The sequence below is a fragment of the Micromonospora sp. BQ11 genome (genome assembly GCF_052068135.1).
Classification (GTDB): Bacteria; Actinomycetota; Actinomycetes; order Mycobacteriales; family Micromonosporaceae; genus Micromonospora.
The window spans coordinates 273,039-287,365 of sequence record NZ_JBQHDB010000009.1 but is presented as its reverse complement, the minus strand read 5'-3'; the positions used below and the strand labels follow the sequence as shown (position 1 = coordinate 287,365).

Sequence of the window (14,327 nt, the reverse complement as noted above, 5' to 3'; positions counted from 1 at the left end):
GACATGGACCAGCGCGCCGCCGTGGTCGCCATCGCCACCGCACTGCAGGAGTCGAAGCTGGAGAACCTGGGTCACCTCGGTGAGCGCAACGACCACGACTCGCAGGGCCTGTTCCAGCAGCGCCCCAGCTCGGGTTGGGGCACCGTCGAGCAGATCACCGACCCGGAGTACTCGACCCTCGCCTTCCTGAAGGGCCTCAAGCAGGTCGACGGCTGGCAGGACATGCCGCTGACCAAGGCCGCCCAGACCGTCCAGGTCTCGGCCTACCCCTTCCACTACGCGCAGTGGGAGCAGCAGGCCGCCGATCTGGTCGCCGAGCACTGGAACAACTGAGCACTGGAACAGCTGACCACCACAGACCTTCCTCCAAGGGGGAACCACGCCGCTGGCCGGCACCCGCACACCGGGTGCCGGCCAGCGGCATCCCCCCTTCGCACCGCCGCGCGTGGTGCCGGTCACCTCCGGGTGGGGAAGGCGGAGGCGGGGTAGCGTGTTGAGTCGGGTGTCGGTGTGTCCTGTGTCCCCGGGCCTCACCTAAATTGCCGTCGCGGAGTACCGTTCGGCTGGAGCCGCGTCGCGCCACTCGCCGAGAGGCGACCTGCACACCGACACCTGCGCCGCCCCCGGTGCCCGTCAGGGCCCCGGGGGCGGCACTGTCTCTACGCTTACCTTTCGACTCGCGGACGGCGGGCCGCTGCCCTATGTTCGAGGGGCAGACGGTGTGGAGGCCGGGGGAGGTGTCGTGATGGGTCTGCGGACCTTCATCGAGGGCTGGCCGGTCTACCGGCAGCTCACCGGCACCGACCCGCTGGGCCGGGGCGCCGCCGCACAGTCCGCCCGCACGGCCGACCTGACCGCCCGCACCGAGACCGCCGACGGCGTCGCACGGTCGGTGTGCCCGTACTGCGCGGTGGGCTGCGGACAGCGGGTGTTCCACTCCGACGGTCAGGTCACCCAGATCGAGGGCGACCCGGACAGCCCGATCTCCCGGGGGCGCCTCTGCCCGAAGGGTTCGGCCAGCAAGAGCCTCGTCACCAGCCCCCTGCGGGAGACGACGGTGCGCTACCGCCGGCCGTACGCGACCGAGTGGGAGGACCTGGACCTCGACGTCGCCCTGGACATGATCGCCGACCGGATCCTCGCGGCCCGCGAGGAGACCTGGGAGGACGTGGACGGCGACGGCCGGCCGCTCAACCGGACGCTGGGCATCTCCAGCCTGGGCGGGGCGACGCTGGACAACGAGGAGAACTACCTCATCAAGAAGCTGTTCACGGCGATGGGGGCACTCCAGATCGAGAACCAGGCCCGCATTTGACACTCCGCCACCGTCCCCGGTCTGGGGGCCAGCTTCGGTCGCGGTGGTGCGACGGACTTCCAGCAGGACGTCGCCAACGCTGACGTCATCGTCATCCAGGGCTCGAACATGGCCGAGGCCCACCCGGTGGGCTTCCAGTGGGTGATGGAGGCGAAGCGACGCGGCGCCCGGGTGTTCCACGTCGACCCGCGGTTCACGCGGACCAGCGCCGTCGCGGACACCTACCTGCCGATCCGCGCCGGGTCGGACATCGCCCTGCTCGGTGGCGTCGTCAACTACATCCTGACCAACGAGCTGGACTTCCGGGAGTACGTGCTCGCGTACACGAACGCGGCCACGATCGTCAGCGAGCGGTTCGTCGACACGGAGGACGGGGACGGCTTCTTCTCCGGTTTCGACCCGGAGACCGGCAGCTACGTGCAGGACAGCTGGCAGTACGCGGGCCACGAGACCGACTCGGGCAGCGGCCACACGAGCAAGGAGCGCGACAGCGCGGCCGGCCTGCAGCACGAGTCGCACGGCGCCCCGGTCAGCGGCGCGACGCAGCGCGACGAGACGTTGCAGCATCCGCGCTGCGTCTACCAGATTCTCAAGCGACACTTCGCCCGGTACTCCCCGGAGATGGTGGAGCGCGTCTGCGGCATCCCGCAGGAGAAGTTCCTGGAGCTGGCCCGGGCGTGGACGGAGAACTCGGGCCGGGAGCGGACGGGCTGCCTGATCTACTCGGTGGGCTGGACGCAGCACAGCGTGGGCGTCCAGTACATCCGCACGGGCGCGATCATCCAGCTGCTGCTGGGCAACATGGGCCGGCCCGGTGGGGGGATCCTCGCGCTGCGCGGGCACGCCTCCATTCAGGGGTCGACGGACATCCCGACGCTGTACAACCTGCTGCCCGGCTACCTGCCGATGCCGCACCACGCCGACCACCCGACGTTCGACGCGTGGGTGGACAGCATCGCGCACCCCGGCCAGAAGGGCTTCTGGGGCAACGCCGGGGCGTACGCGGCGAGCCTGCTGAAGGCGTACTGGGGGGACGCGGCGACGCCGGAGAACGACTTCTGCTACGGCTACATGCCCCGGATGACCGGTGACCACGGCACCTACCAGCAGGTGCTGAACATGATCGACGGCAAGGTGAAGGGCTACTTCCTGCTCGGGCAGAACCCGGCGGTCGGCTCCGCGCACGGCCGGGCGCAGCGCCTGGGCATGGCCAACCTCGACTGGCTGGTGGTCCGCGACCTGTTCATGATCGAGAGCGCGACGTTCTGGCAGAACGGTCCGGAGGTGGCCACCGGGGAGATCGTGCCGGAGGAGTGCCGCACGGAGGTGTTCTTCGTGCCGGCGGCGTCGCACGTGGAGAAGGAGGGCACCTTCACTCAGACGCAACGCCTGGTGCAGTGGCGGGAGAAGGCGGTCGACCCGCCCGGCGACGCCCGCTCCGAGCTGTGGTTCTTCTACCACCTGGGTCGGAAGCTGCGGGAGAAGCTGGCCGACTCGACCCACCCCCGCGACCGGGCGCTGCTGGACCTGGCCTGGGACTACCCCACGCACGGTCCGCACGCGGAGCCGAGCGCCGAGGCGGTCCTGCGCGAGATCAACGGGTACGAGGTGGCGACCGGCCGCCCGCTGTCGTCGTTCGCCGAGGCCCGCGACGACGGGTCCACGGCCGTCGGCTGCTGGATCTACGCCGGCGTGTACGCCGACGGTGTCAACCAGGCCGCCCGGCGCAAGAGCCGCCACGAGCAGGACTGGGTGGCCGCGGAGTGGGGCTGGGCGTGGCCGGCGAACCGGCGCACCCTCTACAACCGGGCCTCGGCCGATCCCGAGGGCCGCCCGTGGAGCGAGCGCAAGCGCTACGTGTGGTGGGACCCGGAGAAGGGCGAGTGGACCGGGTACGACGTGCCGGACTTCGAGAAGACGAAGCCGCCGACGTACCGCCCGCCGGAGGGCGCCGCCGGCCCGGAGGGCATCGCCGGTGACGACGCGTTCGTCATGCAGGGCGACGGGAAGGGCTGGCTGTACGCGCCCAGCGGCGTGCTCGACGGGCCGCTGCCGACGCACTACGAGCCGGCCGAGTCTCCGGTGCGCAACCCGCTGTACCGGCAGCAGGCCAACCCGACCCGCAAGGTGTACGCGCACCCGGCGAACTCGGTGAACCCGAGCCCACCGCAGGAGCACAGTCAGGTGTTCCCGTACGTGTTCACGGTCAGCCGGCTCACCGAGCACCACACGGCCGGCGCGATGAGCCGCAACGTGCGTCCCCTGGCCGAGTTGCAGCCGGAGATGTTCGTGGAGGTGTCCCCGGAACTGGCCGCCGAGGTCGGCCTGGCCCACCTCGGCTGGGCGCACCTGGTCAGCGGCCGGGCGGTCATCGAGGCGAAGGTGCTGGTCACCGACCGGCTCACCCCGCTGCGGGTGGACGGCCGCGTGATCCACCAGGTGTGGCTGCCGTACCACTTCGGCTTCCAGGGCCTGGTCACCGGCGACTCGGCCAACGACCTGTTCGGGATCACCCTGGATCCGAACGTACTGATCCAGGAGAGCAAGGTCGGCACCTGTGACGTCCTGCCGGGTCGCCGCCCGACCGGGCCGGCGCTGCTCGACCTGGTCGCCGACTACCGGCGGCGGGCCGGTATCGTCGCGGGCCAGCCGGCCCCGGCGCTCACGCCCGGCGCGTTCACCGCGGGCAGCGCCGCCGACGGCGGCGCGGACGCCGGCGACCGGGAGGACCGCGATGCTTCCTGACCCGAACAGTCTGTACGGGCCGCTGGACCCGGCGCCGGACGCGGGCTGGACCGAGGCGCCGCCCCGGATGGGCTTCTTCACCGACACCAGCGTCTGCATCGGCTGCAAGGCGTGCGAGGTGGCCTGCAAGGAGTGGAACGACGTCCCCGGCTCCGGGCTGGACCTGCTCGGCATGTCGTACGACAACACCGGCGCGTTGACCGCGAACTCGTGGCGGCACGTGGCGTTCATCGAGCAGCCGCTCCCGGCGGGGCACCGCACGCCGCCGTTCACCGGCACCCCGACGGGTGCCCCGGTGAGCGCGTCGTCGGCGGCGGTGGCCGCCGGCGTCAGCAACCCCAGCGGCACCGACCCGGGCGTGCCGGCGGGATCGGCCGACGCCGCCGCGCGGATGGCCGCCGGAGCGGACCTCACCGCCGGCAGGGGAGGCGGGTCGGCGGGTCCGGAGTTCCTCGGCATGCCCGGGTCGGCGCCGCCGGGCCGGGGGACCGGCGCCGAGTCCCGCACCGACTTCCGGTGGCTGATGATGTCCGACGTGTGCAAGCACTGCACGCACGCCGCCTGCCTGGACGTGTGCCCGACCGGGTCGCTGTTCCGCACCGAGTTCGGCACGGTGGTGGTGCAGGAGGACATCTGCAACGGCTGCGGCTACTGCATCTCCGCCTGCCCGTACGGGGTCATCGACCAGCGCAAGGGTGACGGCCGGGCGTGGAAGTGCACGCTGTGCTACGACCGGCTCGGCGCGGGGAACACGCCGGCCTGCGCGCAGGCGTGCCCCACGGAGTCGATCCAGTACGGTCCGCTGGACGAGCTGCGGGACCGCGCGGCGCAGCGGGTGGCCACCCTGCACGAGCGGGGCGTCACCGAGGCCCGCCTGTACGGGCACGACCCGACCGACGGGGTGGGCGGCGACGGCGCGTTCTTCCTGCTGCTCGACGAGCCCGAGGTGTACGGGCTGCCGCCCGATCCGGTGGTGACCACCCGGGATCTGCCGGCGATGTGGAAGCGCGCCGGTCTGGCCGCCCTGGCGATGACGGCGGCCGCCGTCGCCGCGTTCGTCGGAGGTTCCTCGTGATCCCGGACCGCCCGGTCGGTGACCGGTTCCGCCGCTTCACCGACGCCCTCGACGCGGGCCCGCACGCGGCCGCCCCGCCGCCCGTCGAGGCCGACGCGGCGGGCGCCGGCCTGGCGCCGGCACCGCAGCGGGCGCCGGACCCGGCACGGCGGCGACGCGGCCGCGGCCGGGGTCGGCGCGGCGGGGAGGACCTGGCCGTTCCGGAGGCCGAGTTCACCTCGTACTACGGCCGGCCGATCCTCAAACCGCCGGTGTGGAAGTGGGACATCGCGGCGTACCTGTTCACCGGCGGGCTGGCGGCCGGCTCGTCGCTGCTGGCCGCGGGCGGGCAGCTCACCGGCCGGCCGGCGCTGCGTCGGGCCGGGCGGGTCACCGCGCTGGGCGCGGTCGGCGCCAGCACCGTCTTCCTGATCAAGGACCTGGGCCGTCCGGAACGGTTCCACCACATGCTGCGGGTCGCCAAGCCGACCTCGCCGATGTCGGTCGGAACGTGGATCCTGTCGGCGTACGGGCCGGCGGCCGGGGTGGCGGCGGTCGCCGAGGCGGCGTCGTGGCTGCCCGAGCGGGGGCTGCTCGGCCTCGCCCGGCGTGTGCTCCCACCGGTCGGGCAGGTCGCCGGGCTGGCCGCCGCGGCCACCGCGCCGGCCCTGGCCACGTACACCGGGGTGCTGCTGGCGGGCACCGCCGTGCCGTCGTGGCACGAGGCGTACCCGGAACTGCCGGTCATCTTCGCGGGCAGCGCGCTGGCCAGCGGCGCCGCCGTGGGTCTGATCGCCGCGCCCGGCGCGCAGGCGGGCCCGGCCCGGCGCATGGCGGTGGCCGGCGCGGCCCTGGAACTGGTCGGGGCGCACCGGGTGGAGACCCGGCACGGGCTGCTCAGCGAGCCCTACACCACCGGTACGGCCGGCAGGCTGCTGCGCGCCGCGCGGGTGCTGACCGTGGCGGGTGCGGCCGGCGCGCTGCTCGGGCGACGCAGCCGCGCGGTGTCGGCGCTGTCCGGGGCGGCGCTGCTGGCCGCGTCGGTGGCGACCCGGTTCGGCATCTTCCACGGCGGGGTCGCCTCGGCGAAGGATCCGAAGTACACGGTCGTGCCGCAGCGGCAGCGCCTCGAACGTCGCCGGGCCGACGGCCCGCCGTAGCCGCCGCCTCGCCGCGCGGCGCCACCGGCACTGTGGTCCAATGCTGGGCGGAGGCGTTCAGGCGGCTGGTGCCCCTCCCGGTCTTCAAAACCGGTGTGGTCCGGGACCCGGGCCAGGCGGGTTCGATTCCCGTCCGTCTCCGCCAAGCAGGGTGGGGGATCACGTGACAGGCGACGGCGGCGCCGACCAGCGGCGGCGGGTGCCGCGCACCGACACGCTGCTGGCCGAGCCGCGGCTCGCCGCCGCGGCGCTCACCCTGGGCCGGCACCGGGTCCGGGCCGCCGTCCGCGCCGCCCAGGACCGCGCGCGGCGCGGCGAGATCACCCCCGAGGACGTACGCGACGCGGCGCTGGCCGCCCTGCCCGCGCCGGCGCCCCGGGCGGTGCTCAACGCGACCGGGGTGGTCCTGCACACGAACCTCGGCCGCGCCCCGCTGTCGCCGGCCGCCGTGGCCGCGGTGGTCGCCGCCGCCGGCCACACCGACGTGGAACTGGACCTGCGCACCGGCCGGCGGGCCCGGCGCGGCCGGGACGCCCTCGACGCGCTCGCGGCCGCCGTGCCCGACGCGGGCGGGGTGCACGTGGTCAACAACGGCGCCGCCGCCCTGGTCCTCGCCGCCACCGCGCTCGCCGCCGGCGGCGAGATCGTGGTCAGCCGGGGCGAGCTGGTCGAGATCGGTGACGGGTTCCGCCTGCCGGACCTGCTGGAGAGCACCGGCGCCCGGTTGCGCGAGGTGGGCACCACCAACCGCACCACCCTGGACGACTACGCCGCCGCGCTCGGCCCGCGTACCGGGTTCGTGCTCAAGGTGCACCCGTCGAACTTCCGGGTCACCGGCTTCACCTCGGCGGTGCCGGTGCGGGCGCTGGCCACCCTGGGCGTACCGGTCGTCGCCGACATCGGCTCCGGACTGCTCGCACCGGACCCGCTGCTGCCCGACGAGCCGGACGCCGCCTCCACCCTGCGCGCCGGGGCGGCCCTCGTCACCGCCAGCGGCGACAAGCTCCTCGGCGGACCCCAGGCCGGTCTGCTGCTGGGCGCCGCCGACCTGGTGGACCGCCTGCGCCGGCACCCGCTGGCGCGGGCGCTGCGGGTGGACAAGCTCACCCTCGCCGCGCTGGCCGCCACCGTCGGGGACCCGGCCACCCCCGTCCGCGCCGCCCTGCACGCCGACGTGGGCCGGCTGCGGGAGCGCACCGGACGGCTGCGCGACGCCCTCGCCGCCGACGGGTGCGCGGCCGAGGTGGTGCCGTCTGTCGCCGTCGTCGGCGGGGGCGGTGCCCCCGGGGTGGACCTGGACTCGTGGGCGCTGAGCCTGCCCGAGCGGTACGCCGAGCCCCTGCGCACCGGCGACCCGCCGGTCCTTGGTCGCACCGTCCGCGGCCGGCTGCTGCTGGACCTGCGCTGCGTTCCCGCCGACGTCGACGACGCCCTGCGGGCGGCGGTGCTGCGGGTCCCCGGGGACGGGTGAGCATGTTCGTGGTGGCCACCGCCGGGCACGTCGACCACGGCAAGTCGACCCTGGTCCGCGCGCTGACCGGGATGGAACCGGACCGCTGGGCCGAGGAACGCCGCCGGGGCATGACCATCGACCTGGGGTTCGCTTGGACCACCCTGCCGACGGGTGCGACGGTCGCGTTCGTCGACGTGCCCGGGCACGAGCGGTTCGTGCCGAACATGCTCGCCGGCGTCGGTCCGGTCCCGGCCGCGCTGGTGGTGGTCGCCGCCGACGAGGGCTGGATGCCGCAGTCCACCGAGCACCTGGCGGCGCTGGACGCGCTCGGGGTCGCGTACGGGCTGCTGGTGGTGACCCGCGCGGACCTGGCCGACCCGGGGCCGGCGCTGGCCACCGGCCGCCAACGGGTCGCGGCGACCTCGCTGGGTACGGTCGACGCCGTCGCGGTGAGCGCGGTGACCGGTGCCGGCCTGCCCGAGCTGCGCACGGCGCTGGACCGGCTCGCCGCGCGGTTACCCGCGCCGGCGGTCGACGCCCCGGTGCGGCTGTGGGTGGACCGCACCTTCACCGTGCGGGGCAGCGGCACCGTGGTCACCGGCACCCTCGGCGCCGGCCGGCTGCGCGTCGACGACGAGCTGGAGATCGCCGGCACCGGGGAGCCGGTCCGGGTCCGCGGCCTGCACTCCCTCGGTGTCGCGCACGCCGAGGTCGCGGCGGTGGCCCGGGTGGCGGTGAACCTGCGGGGCACCCCCCGCGACGCGCTCGGGCGCGGTGACGCACTGCTCACGCCCGGCCGGTTCGGCCGCACCGACCTGCTGGACGTCCGGCTGGCCGGCGACCCGGCCGCCGACCTGCCGGCCACCCTCATGCTGCACGTGGGTTCCGCCGCGGTGGCGGCCCGGGTGCGCCCGCTCGGCCCGGACACGGCCCGGCTGCGGCTGGCCCGGCCGCTGCCGCTGCTGGTCGGCGACCGGGCCCTGCTGCGCGACCCGGGCCGGCACCACGTCGCCGGTGGGGTGACGGTGCTGGACGTGGCCCCACCGCCGCTGTCCCGGCGCGGCGCCGCGGCGGCCCGCGCCACGGTGCTGTCCCTCCTGGACGGCCGGCCCGACCTGCCGGGGGAGCTGCGCCGACGTCGACTGGTCCGGGCCGGCGACCTGACCCGGATGGGCGTGCCGGTGCACGGTCGGCCGGTCACCGGCGACTGGTACGCCGACCCCGACCACTGGCGGGACCTCGGCGACCGGCTCGCCCGGGAGGTGGCCCGGCACGCCGGCGCGCATCCCCTGGAGCCGGGCGCCCCGGTGGAGGTGCTCCGGCAGCGACTCGACCTGCCCGACCGGGCGCTGGTCGAGGCCCTGGTCCGGCCGCCCCTGCGGCTGCACGCCGGGCGGGTCACCGCCACGGCCGGCGACGCGCTGCCCGAGCCGGTGGCCCGGGCGGTCGCCCGGCTCCGTGCCGCGTACGCCGAGCAGCCGTTCCGTGCCCCGGAGGCCGCGCACCTGGCCGACCTGGGCCTCGGTCCCCGGGAGATCGGGGCGGCGGTCCGCGCCGGCGCGTTGCTGAAGCTCGCCGACAACGTGGTGCTGCCCCCCGGGGCCGTCGACGACGCGCTCCGGGTCCTGGCGGCGCTTCCGCAGCCGTTCACGCTCAGCGCCGCCCGGCAGGCCCTGGGCACCACCCGTCGCGTCGCCGTACCGCTGCTGGAACTGCTGGACCGGCGCGGCGCCACCCGCCGGCTGCCCGACGACGCCCGCGTGGTGGTGCGGTCCTAGCGGGACGGCGGCGGTTGCCCGGATCTGCGACGCTGCCGGCATGGTCGTCGATGGCGCGTCACCCTCGCTGGCCTCGCGGGGCCGGGCGGTCCTGGACGTCGCGGTCCGGTGGGGGCTTCCGGCGCTGTGGCTGCTGTGGGCGGCGCTGGGGTGGTGGACCGCGCCCCGGCAGGTCGACGCCGCCGAGCTGGAGCGGGACCTGGCGGCCGGGCGGGTCGTCACCTGGCAGCGCGCCGAGGGATGGAACGACAGGGAGTTCCTGTGGGCCCGGCAGCAGCCGGAGCCGCGGGCGAACCCGCAGGGTGAGGTGTTCACGTGGACGGTGCCGAACGGGCAGACCCGGTACGCCACGGTCGATCCGATCGTCGGGTCGTTGTCCGACGGCGATCCCTACGCGCCCCGGCTGGGTACCGCCGACCGCTGGTGGAGCGGCCAGGGGCTCACCCACCGCCTCGTCGACGTGCTCGGCTGGCTGGGCGGCGCACTGGCGCTGGGTTGGTTGGTGGTGCTGGTCGCCGGTCCGGCGCCGGCATCGGGCACCCGGTGGTTCTGGTGGTGGATGGGGCTGCTGCCGTTCGGGCTGGGCGTGCTCGCCTGGGTGGACCGGGAATGGTGGCGACGCGGACAGCGGCCGGCACACGAGCGGTACACCGGCTGGTTCGGCTTCGGCTGCCTCGTCGGGCTCGGCATCGTCGTCTCGCTGCTGCTGTACCTGCTGCGGGCGGTGCTGGGCGGGTGGATCGTGCCCGTGTGACGCGGGCGGCACACCGAACCCACCCGGCGGTGCGGACCGGTCGCCTAGCGTGGCGGGCATGGACCCGTCCGCGACCTGGAGGGACAAGCAGCACCGCTGGCGGATCGAGGCCTACCGGGCCCCGGACCTGCGATTCGCGATCTTCGCCACCAACGGCACCACCGAGTCGGCCCCGCTGTGGCTGTTCGGGATGTCCGCCCTGGCCCGGTGGTTGATGAGCCACAAGATCTCCCTCGACGACCTGGAGGTCGACTGAGGGGCCACCCGGACGGGGGATCCCGCCCGCGAATCGTCCCGGGGAACCGAACGGGACACATAGCGTCCGGTACGTGAAGGACCGAGGAATGCGTACCTTCGTGACCGTGCTGGCCGGGCTCGCGGTGATCTACTTCGGCACCACCGGACGCAGCCCGGACGACCCCGCCGGCGTGTCCGGCGGACTGGTGGTGCTCGCCCTGCTGGCGGCCCTGCTGGTGTGGCACCTGACCAAGCCGGGGGACAAGACCGCCAAGTGACCTGCGGTCAGGCGCTCGCGGCGCGGGTCACCTCGCCGGCGGACTCCTCGCCCAGGGCCACCCGCACCAGGGCCGAGGCCAGCCGGCCGAACTCGGCGCCGTCGACCAGGCCGGCCAGCCGGTCCGGCGATCCGGGCAGGCCCAGGCGCTCGGCCCCGGCCAGGGTCCGCTTGTCGGCGTACGGGCGTACGTCCGGCCAGACCGTCTGCGCCTCCCGCAGGAAGATGTCCGCGCCGGTCGGCCCGATCCCGGGGAACTCGGTCAGCGACCGGCGCATCCGGGTCGGCTGGCCGTCGGCCTCCTGGTGCAGCCGGCGCAGGTCACCGCGCCAGCGGTCCAGGCAGAGCCGCGCCCCGGTGCCGAGCATCGTCGCGGTCCGCTCGTCGTACCGGCGGTAGTGCCCCCGGCCCAGCGCGTCGACCCGGTCCTGCCAGCTCGCCGCCTCCATCGCCGCCGGGGTCCGGTACCCGGCCGCGAACAGCTCCCGGGCGGCGGCCACCGCGACACACGCGCGGATCCGGGTGCTCAGCAGCGTGGTCAGCACGAGCAGCTGGTACAGCGGACCGGGCCGGTCGGCCAACCGGATCCCCGCCTCCTCGGCGTAGGTCCGGCCCCGCCGCTCCAGCAGCACCCGCGCGGTCGCCTGATCGTCCCCCACGCCCCCGGTGTACCCGCCCCGCGCCCGCCTAGCCCTTCCCGCATGCGCCCGTCGGCGTCGGGTAACCGGTGGCGGAGGTGCGGCGGGACGACCGCCGTCGCCCAGCCCAGGGAGGAGACACCCGTGGTCAACCCGCAGCAGGAGGAGTTCCGGCGCAACGCCAAGGGCGCCACCAGCCAGGACAGCAAGGGCCCGAAGCCCAGCGGCTTCCCGCTCAACAAGGGCAGCTCACGCGGCGACGACGGCCGTCCCGTGCCCCGGGGGCAGGTCTCCCCGTACGGCCCGACGCAGGAGCCGGTCGCCGACGACGAGAGTGGCCGGGGCTGACGCCCCGGCCACTCCTGACGGGCCGGGGTCAGCGACCCCGGCCCGTCAGGGCGTTCGCAGCCGGTTCCAGGTGGCCGCGGCCGCCAGCCCGTAGGCGAAATGCGGCACCAGGTCGGCGAGCCAGTCGGCTCGCCGCCACGTGCGCGGGTCGGTGACACCCAGCGCCGTCATGGACCCGTCGGACATCGTCATCACGCCACCGCCGAGCACGGCGGTGGCCAGCGCCACCGGCATCCGGCGTCCCCGGGCCAGCGCGGCGAACCCGATGCCGCCGGTGATGCCCAACCCGTAGCCGAGCAGGGGCCCGAGGCCCGAGCGGCGGTTGGCCGCCCGGTCCTCGGGCCCGAGGTCCACGTGCGCGACCCCGGACAGCCGGCCGGCGATCGCCTCCGGCGTGCTGCTGGCCGGCCGCGCCCGGACCACCATGTCGAGGTAGCTCACCATGTTCAGGGCAGTGCTCCCGACCGCCCCGGCGATCGCCCCGTCCAGGAGCCGGGTGACGTTCACTTCGGGTCGCCGGGTTCGCGCTCGCTCTTCGGGCCGTAGATCCGCTCGCCGCGGATCACACCCCGCTGGCCCCGGTCCTCCTGCAGGATCCGGTTCGCGACGTCGTCGGCCTTGCCGTCCGGAACCCGCCGCCCCGAGTCGTCGATGGCGTTGCGGATGCGCGCCCGCTGCTTGTCGTACGCGTTGCTGCCCGGCCGTGGTCCTGGCATCACTGCCTCCTCGGTCTCCTCGGCGATGACGTACCGCGGTCGTCTACCCGTGCAGGACCCGGTCAACCCGACGGAGGCCGGGGACCTCAGCGCGGGGCGCGGACCACCGCCACCGGGCAGTCCGCGTGGTGCAGCACCGACTGGCTCACCGATCCCAGCAGCAACCCGGTCAACTCCCCGCGCCCCTGCCCGCCGACCACCAGCAACTGGGCCTCGCGGGAGGCGTCGGTCAGCACACCGGCCGGCCGACCACGGACCGACCGCCGCCGCACCGGTACGTCCGGCCAGCGGTCGGCGGCGCCGGCCAGCGACTCGGCGACCAGCCGGTCCTCCTCGTCGTGCAGTTGCGTCTCGTCGTGCACCAGGGGTTGCATGTCGCCCGGCCCGCCGGAGCCGGGGTGCCGGTAGCCGTGCAACGCGACCAGTTCCGCGCCGCGCAGCGACGCCTCCTCGAGCGCGAACTCCACGGCCCGTCGGGACAGCTCGGAGCCGTCCACCCCCACCAGCACCGGGCCGTGGGCGCGGTCGGCGCCGCGGGCGACCAGCACCGGGCAGTCGGCGTACGCGGCGACCTGCACCGCCACCGAGCCGACCACCAGGGAGGAGAAGCCGCCGAGGCCGCGGTCGCCGAGGACGATCAGCGCGGCCGTGGGTGTCTCGCCGAGCAGCACCGCGGCGGCCTCGCCGTCGATGATCTCGCCGGAGACCCGGATTCCGGGGACGGTGGCCTCGGCCTCGGTGACGGCCTCGGTGACGAGCTGCTCGGCCTGGTTCCGCAGGCCCGCGCCGGGCGGGCTGTCCGGCGGGGGTTCCACGGGCACGTGCAGCAGCGGCCAGATGAAGCCGTGCACGACCCGCAGCGGCCGGTGTCGGCGGGCGGCCTCGACGGCTGCCAGGCGTACGGCCCGCAGCGCCGGCTCGGAGCCGTCGACGCCGACCACCACCGCCGCGCCGTCCGCCGAGTTCACCGTCCACCTCGCGCCCGCATGCCGCCCAGTATCGCGGCCGGTGGGGGTGTGGCGCGGCGATACCGCGCAGGACGACCGGTCGGTACGCTGACCACCAGGACCCGGGGAGGGAGCGCCGTCGATGGACGAGCCGACCGTGCCGAGCACCGCGCGCATGATCGACTTCTGGTTGGGCGGGGAGCACCACTTCCCGGTGGACGTGGCGGCGGCACGCGCCTTCGAGCAGGCGTACGGGCCCTGCGCGCCGGTGTTCCGGGAGCTGCGGGCGTTCCTCGGCCGGGCGGTGCGGGCCATCGCCGACGAGGGGGTGGACAACTTCCTCGTCTTCGGCGGGGGCGTGCCGACGATGGGCAACGTGCACGAGGCGGCCCCCGAGGCGACGGTCCTCTACACCGACGTGGACCCGGTCACGATCCGGCTCGGGCAGCAGATCCTCGCCGGCAGCGACCGCGCCGGCTACGGGTTCGGCGACGCCACGGACATCGGCACGGTCGACCCCGCCCAGCTGCACCGGTTCGTGCCGGGCTGGGGGAGGAGGCCGGTCGGCGTGGTGTTCCTCGGGCTCGCGGCCTTCCTCGACGACGACACGCTGGCCCGCACGCTCGACGAGCTGTACGCGGCGACGGCGCCGGGCAGCCTGCTCGCGGTGGACTTCGACACCGAGGAGCTGGCGGCGTACCCGGAGGCGCTGGCCATGATGGGGCCTGCGTTCCGGATGCGCCCGCCGGCGGCGTTCGCGCCGCTGCTGGGCCGCTGGACGCCCACCGCCGAGGGCATCGTTCCCGTCACGGCCTGGCGCCCGGACGGCCCGCCGGCCGAGGTGCCGGACGCCTTCCACGGCGGGGTCGCCGTCCGCGCCGCCGACTGAGCCGCCCGGCCCGTCG

At 75.2% G+C, this 14,327-nt stretch carries 14 protein-coding genes, 1 tRNA gene and 1 pseudogene; 12 read left to right on the top strand and 4 right to left on the bottom strand.

Going from position 1 to position 14,327, the window contains the following annotated elements:
- The 10 genes and pseudogenes from ACTMSW_RS20725 to ACTMSW_RS20680 all read left to right on the top strand — a co-directional run.
- Window positions 1–333, top strand: a pseudogene (locus ACTMSW_RS20725) (hypothetical protein); the annotation flags it as partial.
- 412 nt (window positions 334–745) lie between these two features.
- Window positions 746–4,060 carry a formate dehydrogenase gene (fdh, locus tag ACTMSW_RS20720; RefSeq protein ID WP_441182284.1) on the top strand — a complete coding sequence of 1,105 codons (3,315 nt, stop codon included), beginning with the start codon at window positions 746–748 and terminating at the stop codon, window positions 4,058–4,060.
- Window positions 4,050–5,135, top strand: coding sequence for a 4Fe-4S dicluster domain-containing protein (locus ACTMSW_RS20715; protein ID WP_441182283.1), 1,086 nt, complete (start codon window positions 4,050–4,052; stop codon window positions 5,133–5,135). The genes fdh and ACTMSW_RS20715 overlap by 11 nt, the downstream gene beginning before the upstream one ends.
- Window positions 5,132–6,274: an NrfD/PsrC family molybdoenzyme membrane anchor subunit gene (gene nrfD, locus ACTMSW_RS20710; protein WP_441182282.1), complete on the top strand. Its 1,143-nt coding sequence runs from the start codon at window positions 5,132–5,134 to the stop codon at window positions 6,272–6,274. Before ACTMSW_RS20715 ends, nrfD begins: the two co-directional genes overlap by 4 nt.
- A 49-nt stretch (window positions 6,275–6,323) precedes the next feature.
- A tRNA-Sec gene (locus ACTMSW_RS20705) sits at window positions 6,324–6,419 on the top strand.
- Between the two features lie 18 nt (window positions 6,420–6,437).
- Entirely contained in the window at window positions 6,438–7,745 is a 1,308-nt protein-coding gene (selA, locus tag ACTMSW_RS20700) for an L-seryl-tRNA(Sec) selenium transferase (RefSeq protein WP_441182281.1), read from the top strand.
- Window positions 7,746–7,747: 2 nt separating this feature from the next.
- Window positions 7,748–9,505: a selenocysteine-specific translation elongation factor gene (selB, locus tag ACTMSW_RS20695; protein WP_441182295.1), complete on the top strand. Its 1,758-nt coding sequence runs from the start codon at window positions 7,748–7,750 to the stop codon at window positions 9,503–9,505.
- 40 nt (window positions 9,506–9,545) lie between these two features.
- Window positions 9,546–10,259, top strand: coding sequence for a hypothetical protein (locus tag ACTMSW_RS20690; protein ID WP_441182280.1), 714 nt, complete (start codon window positions 9,546–9,548; stop codon window positions 10,257–10,259).
- Window positions 10,260–10,317: 58 nt separating this feature from the next.
- Window positions 10,318–10,515, top strand: coding sequence for a hypothetical protein (locus tag ACTMSW_RS20685; RefSeq protein WP_441182279.1), 198 nt, complete (start codon window positions 10,318–10,320; stop codon window positions 10,513–10,515).
- 88 nt (window positions 10,516–10,603) lie between these two features.
- Window positions 10,604–10,774 (top strand): hypothetical protein, encoded by a 171-nt coding sequence (locus ACTMSW_RS20680; protein ID WP_441182278.1) that lies wholly within the window; start codon window positions 10,604–10,606, stop codon window positions 10,772–10,774.
- A gap of 7 nt (window positions 10,775–10,781) precedes the next feature.
- Here the strand turns inward: ACTMSW_RS20680 and ACTMSW_RS20675 are convergent, their stop codons facing one another.
- Window positions 10,782–11,432, bottom strand: coding sequence for a hypothetical protein (locus ACTMSW_RS20675; protein WP_441182277.1), 651 nt, complete (start codon window positions 11,430–11,432; stop codon window positions 10,782–10,784).
- Between the two features lie 123 nt (window positions 11,433–11,555).
- Between ACTMSW_RS20675 and ACTMSW_RS20670 the strand changes: the two genes are divergently transcribed.
- Window positions 11,556–11,759 (top strand): hypothetical protein, encoded by a 204-nt coding sequence (locus ACTMSW_RS20670; protein ID WP_441182276.1) that lies wholly within the window; start codon window positions 11,556–11,558, stop codon window positions 11,757–11,759.
- Between the two features lie 45 nt (window positions 11,760–11,804).
- Here the strand turns inward: ACTMSW_RS20670 and ACTMSW_RS20665 are convergent, their stop codons facing one another.
- The 3 genes from ACTMSW_RS20665 to ACTMSW_RS20655 all read right to left on the bottom strand — a co-directional run bounded on the left by ACTMSW_RS20665 (window position 11,805) and on the right by ACTMSW_RS20655 (window position 13,443).
- Window positions 11,805–12,266 (bottom strand): hypothetical protein, encoded by a 462-nt coding sequence (locus ACTMSW_RS20665; protein WP_441182275.1) that lies wholly within the window; start codon window positions 12,264–12,266, stop codon window positions 11,805–11,807.
- Window positions 12,263–12,475, bottom strand: a complete 213-nt coding sequence (locus ACTMSW_RS20660) for a phosphatidylethanolamine-binding protein (RefSeq protein ID WP_441182274.1) — start codon at window positions 12,473–12,475, stop codon at window positions 12,263–12,265. Before ACTMSW_RS20660 ends, ACTMSW_RS20665 begins: the two co-directional genes overlap by 4 nt.
- Before the next feature lie 86 nt (window positions 12,476–12,561).
- The gene (locus ACTMSW_RS20655) at window positions 12,562–13,443 is read right to left on the bottom strand and encodes a universal stress protein (RefSeq protein ID WP_441182273.1); all 882 of its coding nucleotides are present in this window, start codon (window positions 13,441–13,443) and stop codon (window positions 12,562–12,564) included.
- 121 nt (window positions 13,444–13,564) lie between these two features.
- On the opposite strand from ACTMSW_RS20655, the gene ACTMSW_RS20650 reads away from it, so the two are divergent.
- Window positions 13,565–14,311 (top strand): SAM-dependent methyltransferase, encoded by a 747-nt coding sequence (locus ACTMSW_RS20650; protein WP_441182272.1) that lies wholly within the window; start codon window positions 13,565–13,567, stop codon window positions 14,309–14,311.
- The last annotated feature ends 16 nt before the right edge of the window (window positions 14,312–14,327 follow it).

Excerpts from the sequence above, each read along its gene's own strand:
- ACTMSW_RS20715 (WP_441182283.1), top strand. The coding sequence starts at position 4,050 with ATGCTTCCTGACCCGAACAGTCTGTACGGGCCGCTGGACCCGGCGCCG.
- ACTMSW_RS20690 (WP_441182280.1), top strand. The coding sequence starts at position 9,546 with ATGGTCGTCGATGGCGCGTCACCCTCGCTGGCCTCGCGGGGCCGGGCG.
- ACTMSW_RS20685 (WP_441182279.1), top strand. The coding sequence starts at position 10,318 with ATGGACCCGTCCGCGACCTGGAGGGACAAGCAGCACCGCTGGCGGATC.
- ACTMSW_RS20650 (WP_441182272.1), top strand. The coding sequence starts at position 13,565 with ATGGACGAGCCGACCGTGCCGAGCACCGCGCGCATGATCGACTTCTGG.
- ACTMSW_RS20660 (WP_441182274.1), bottom strand. The coding sequence starts at position 12,475 with ATGCCAGGACCACGGCCGGGCAGCAACGCGTACGACAAGCAGCGGGCG.
- ACTMSW_RS20680 (WP_441182278.1), top strand. The coding sequence starts at position 10,604 with ATGCGTACCTTCGTGACCGTGCTGGCCGGGCTCGCGGTGATCTACTTC.
- selB (WP_441182295.1), top strand. The coding sequence starts at position 7,748 with ATGTTCGTGGTGGCCACCGCCGGGCACGTCGACCACGGCAAGTCGACC.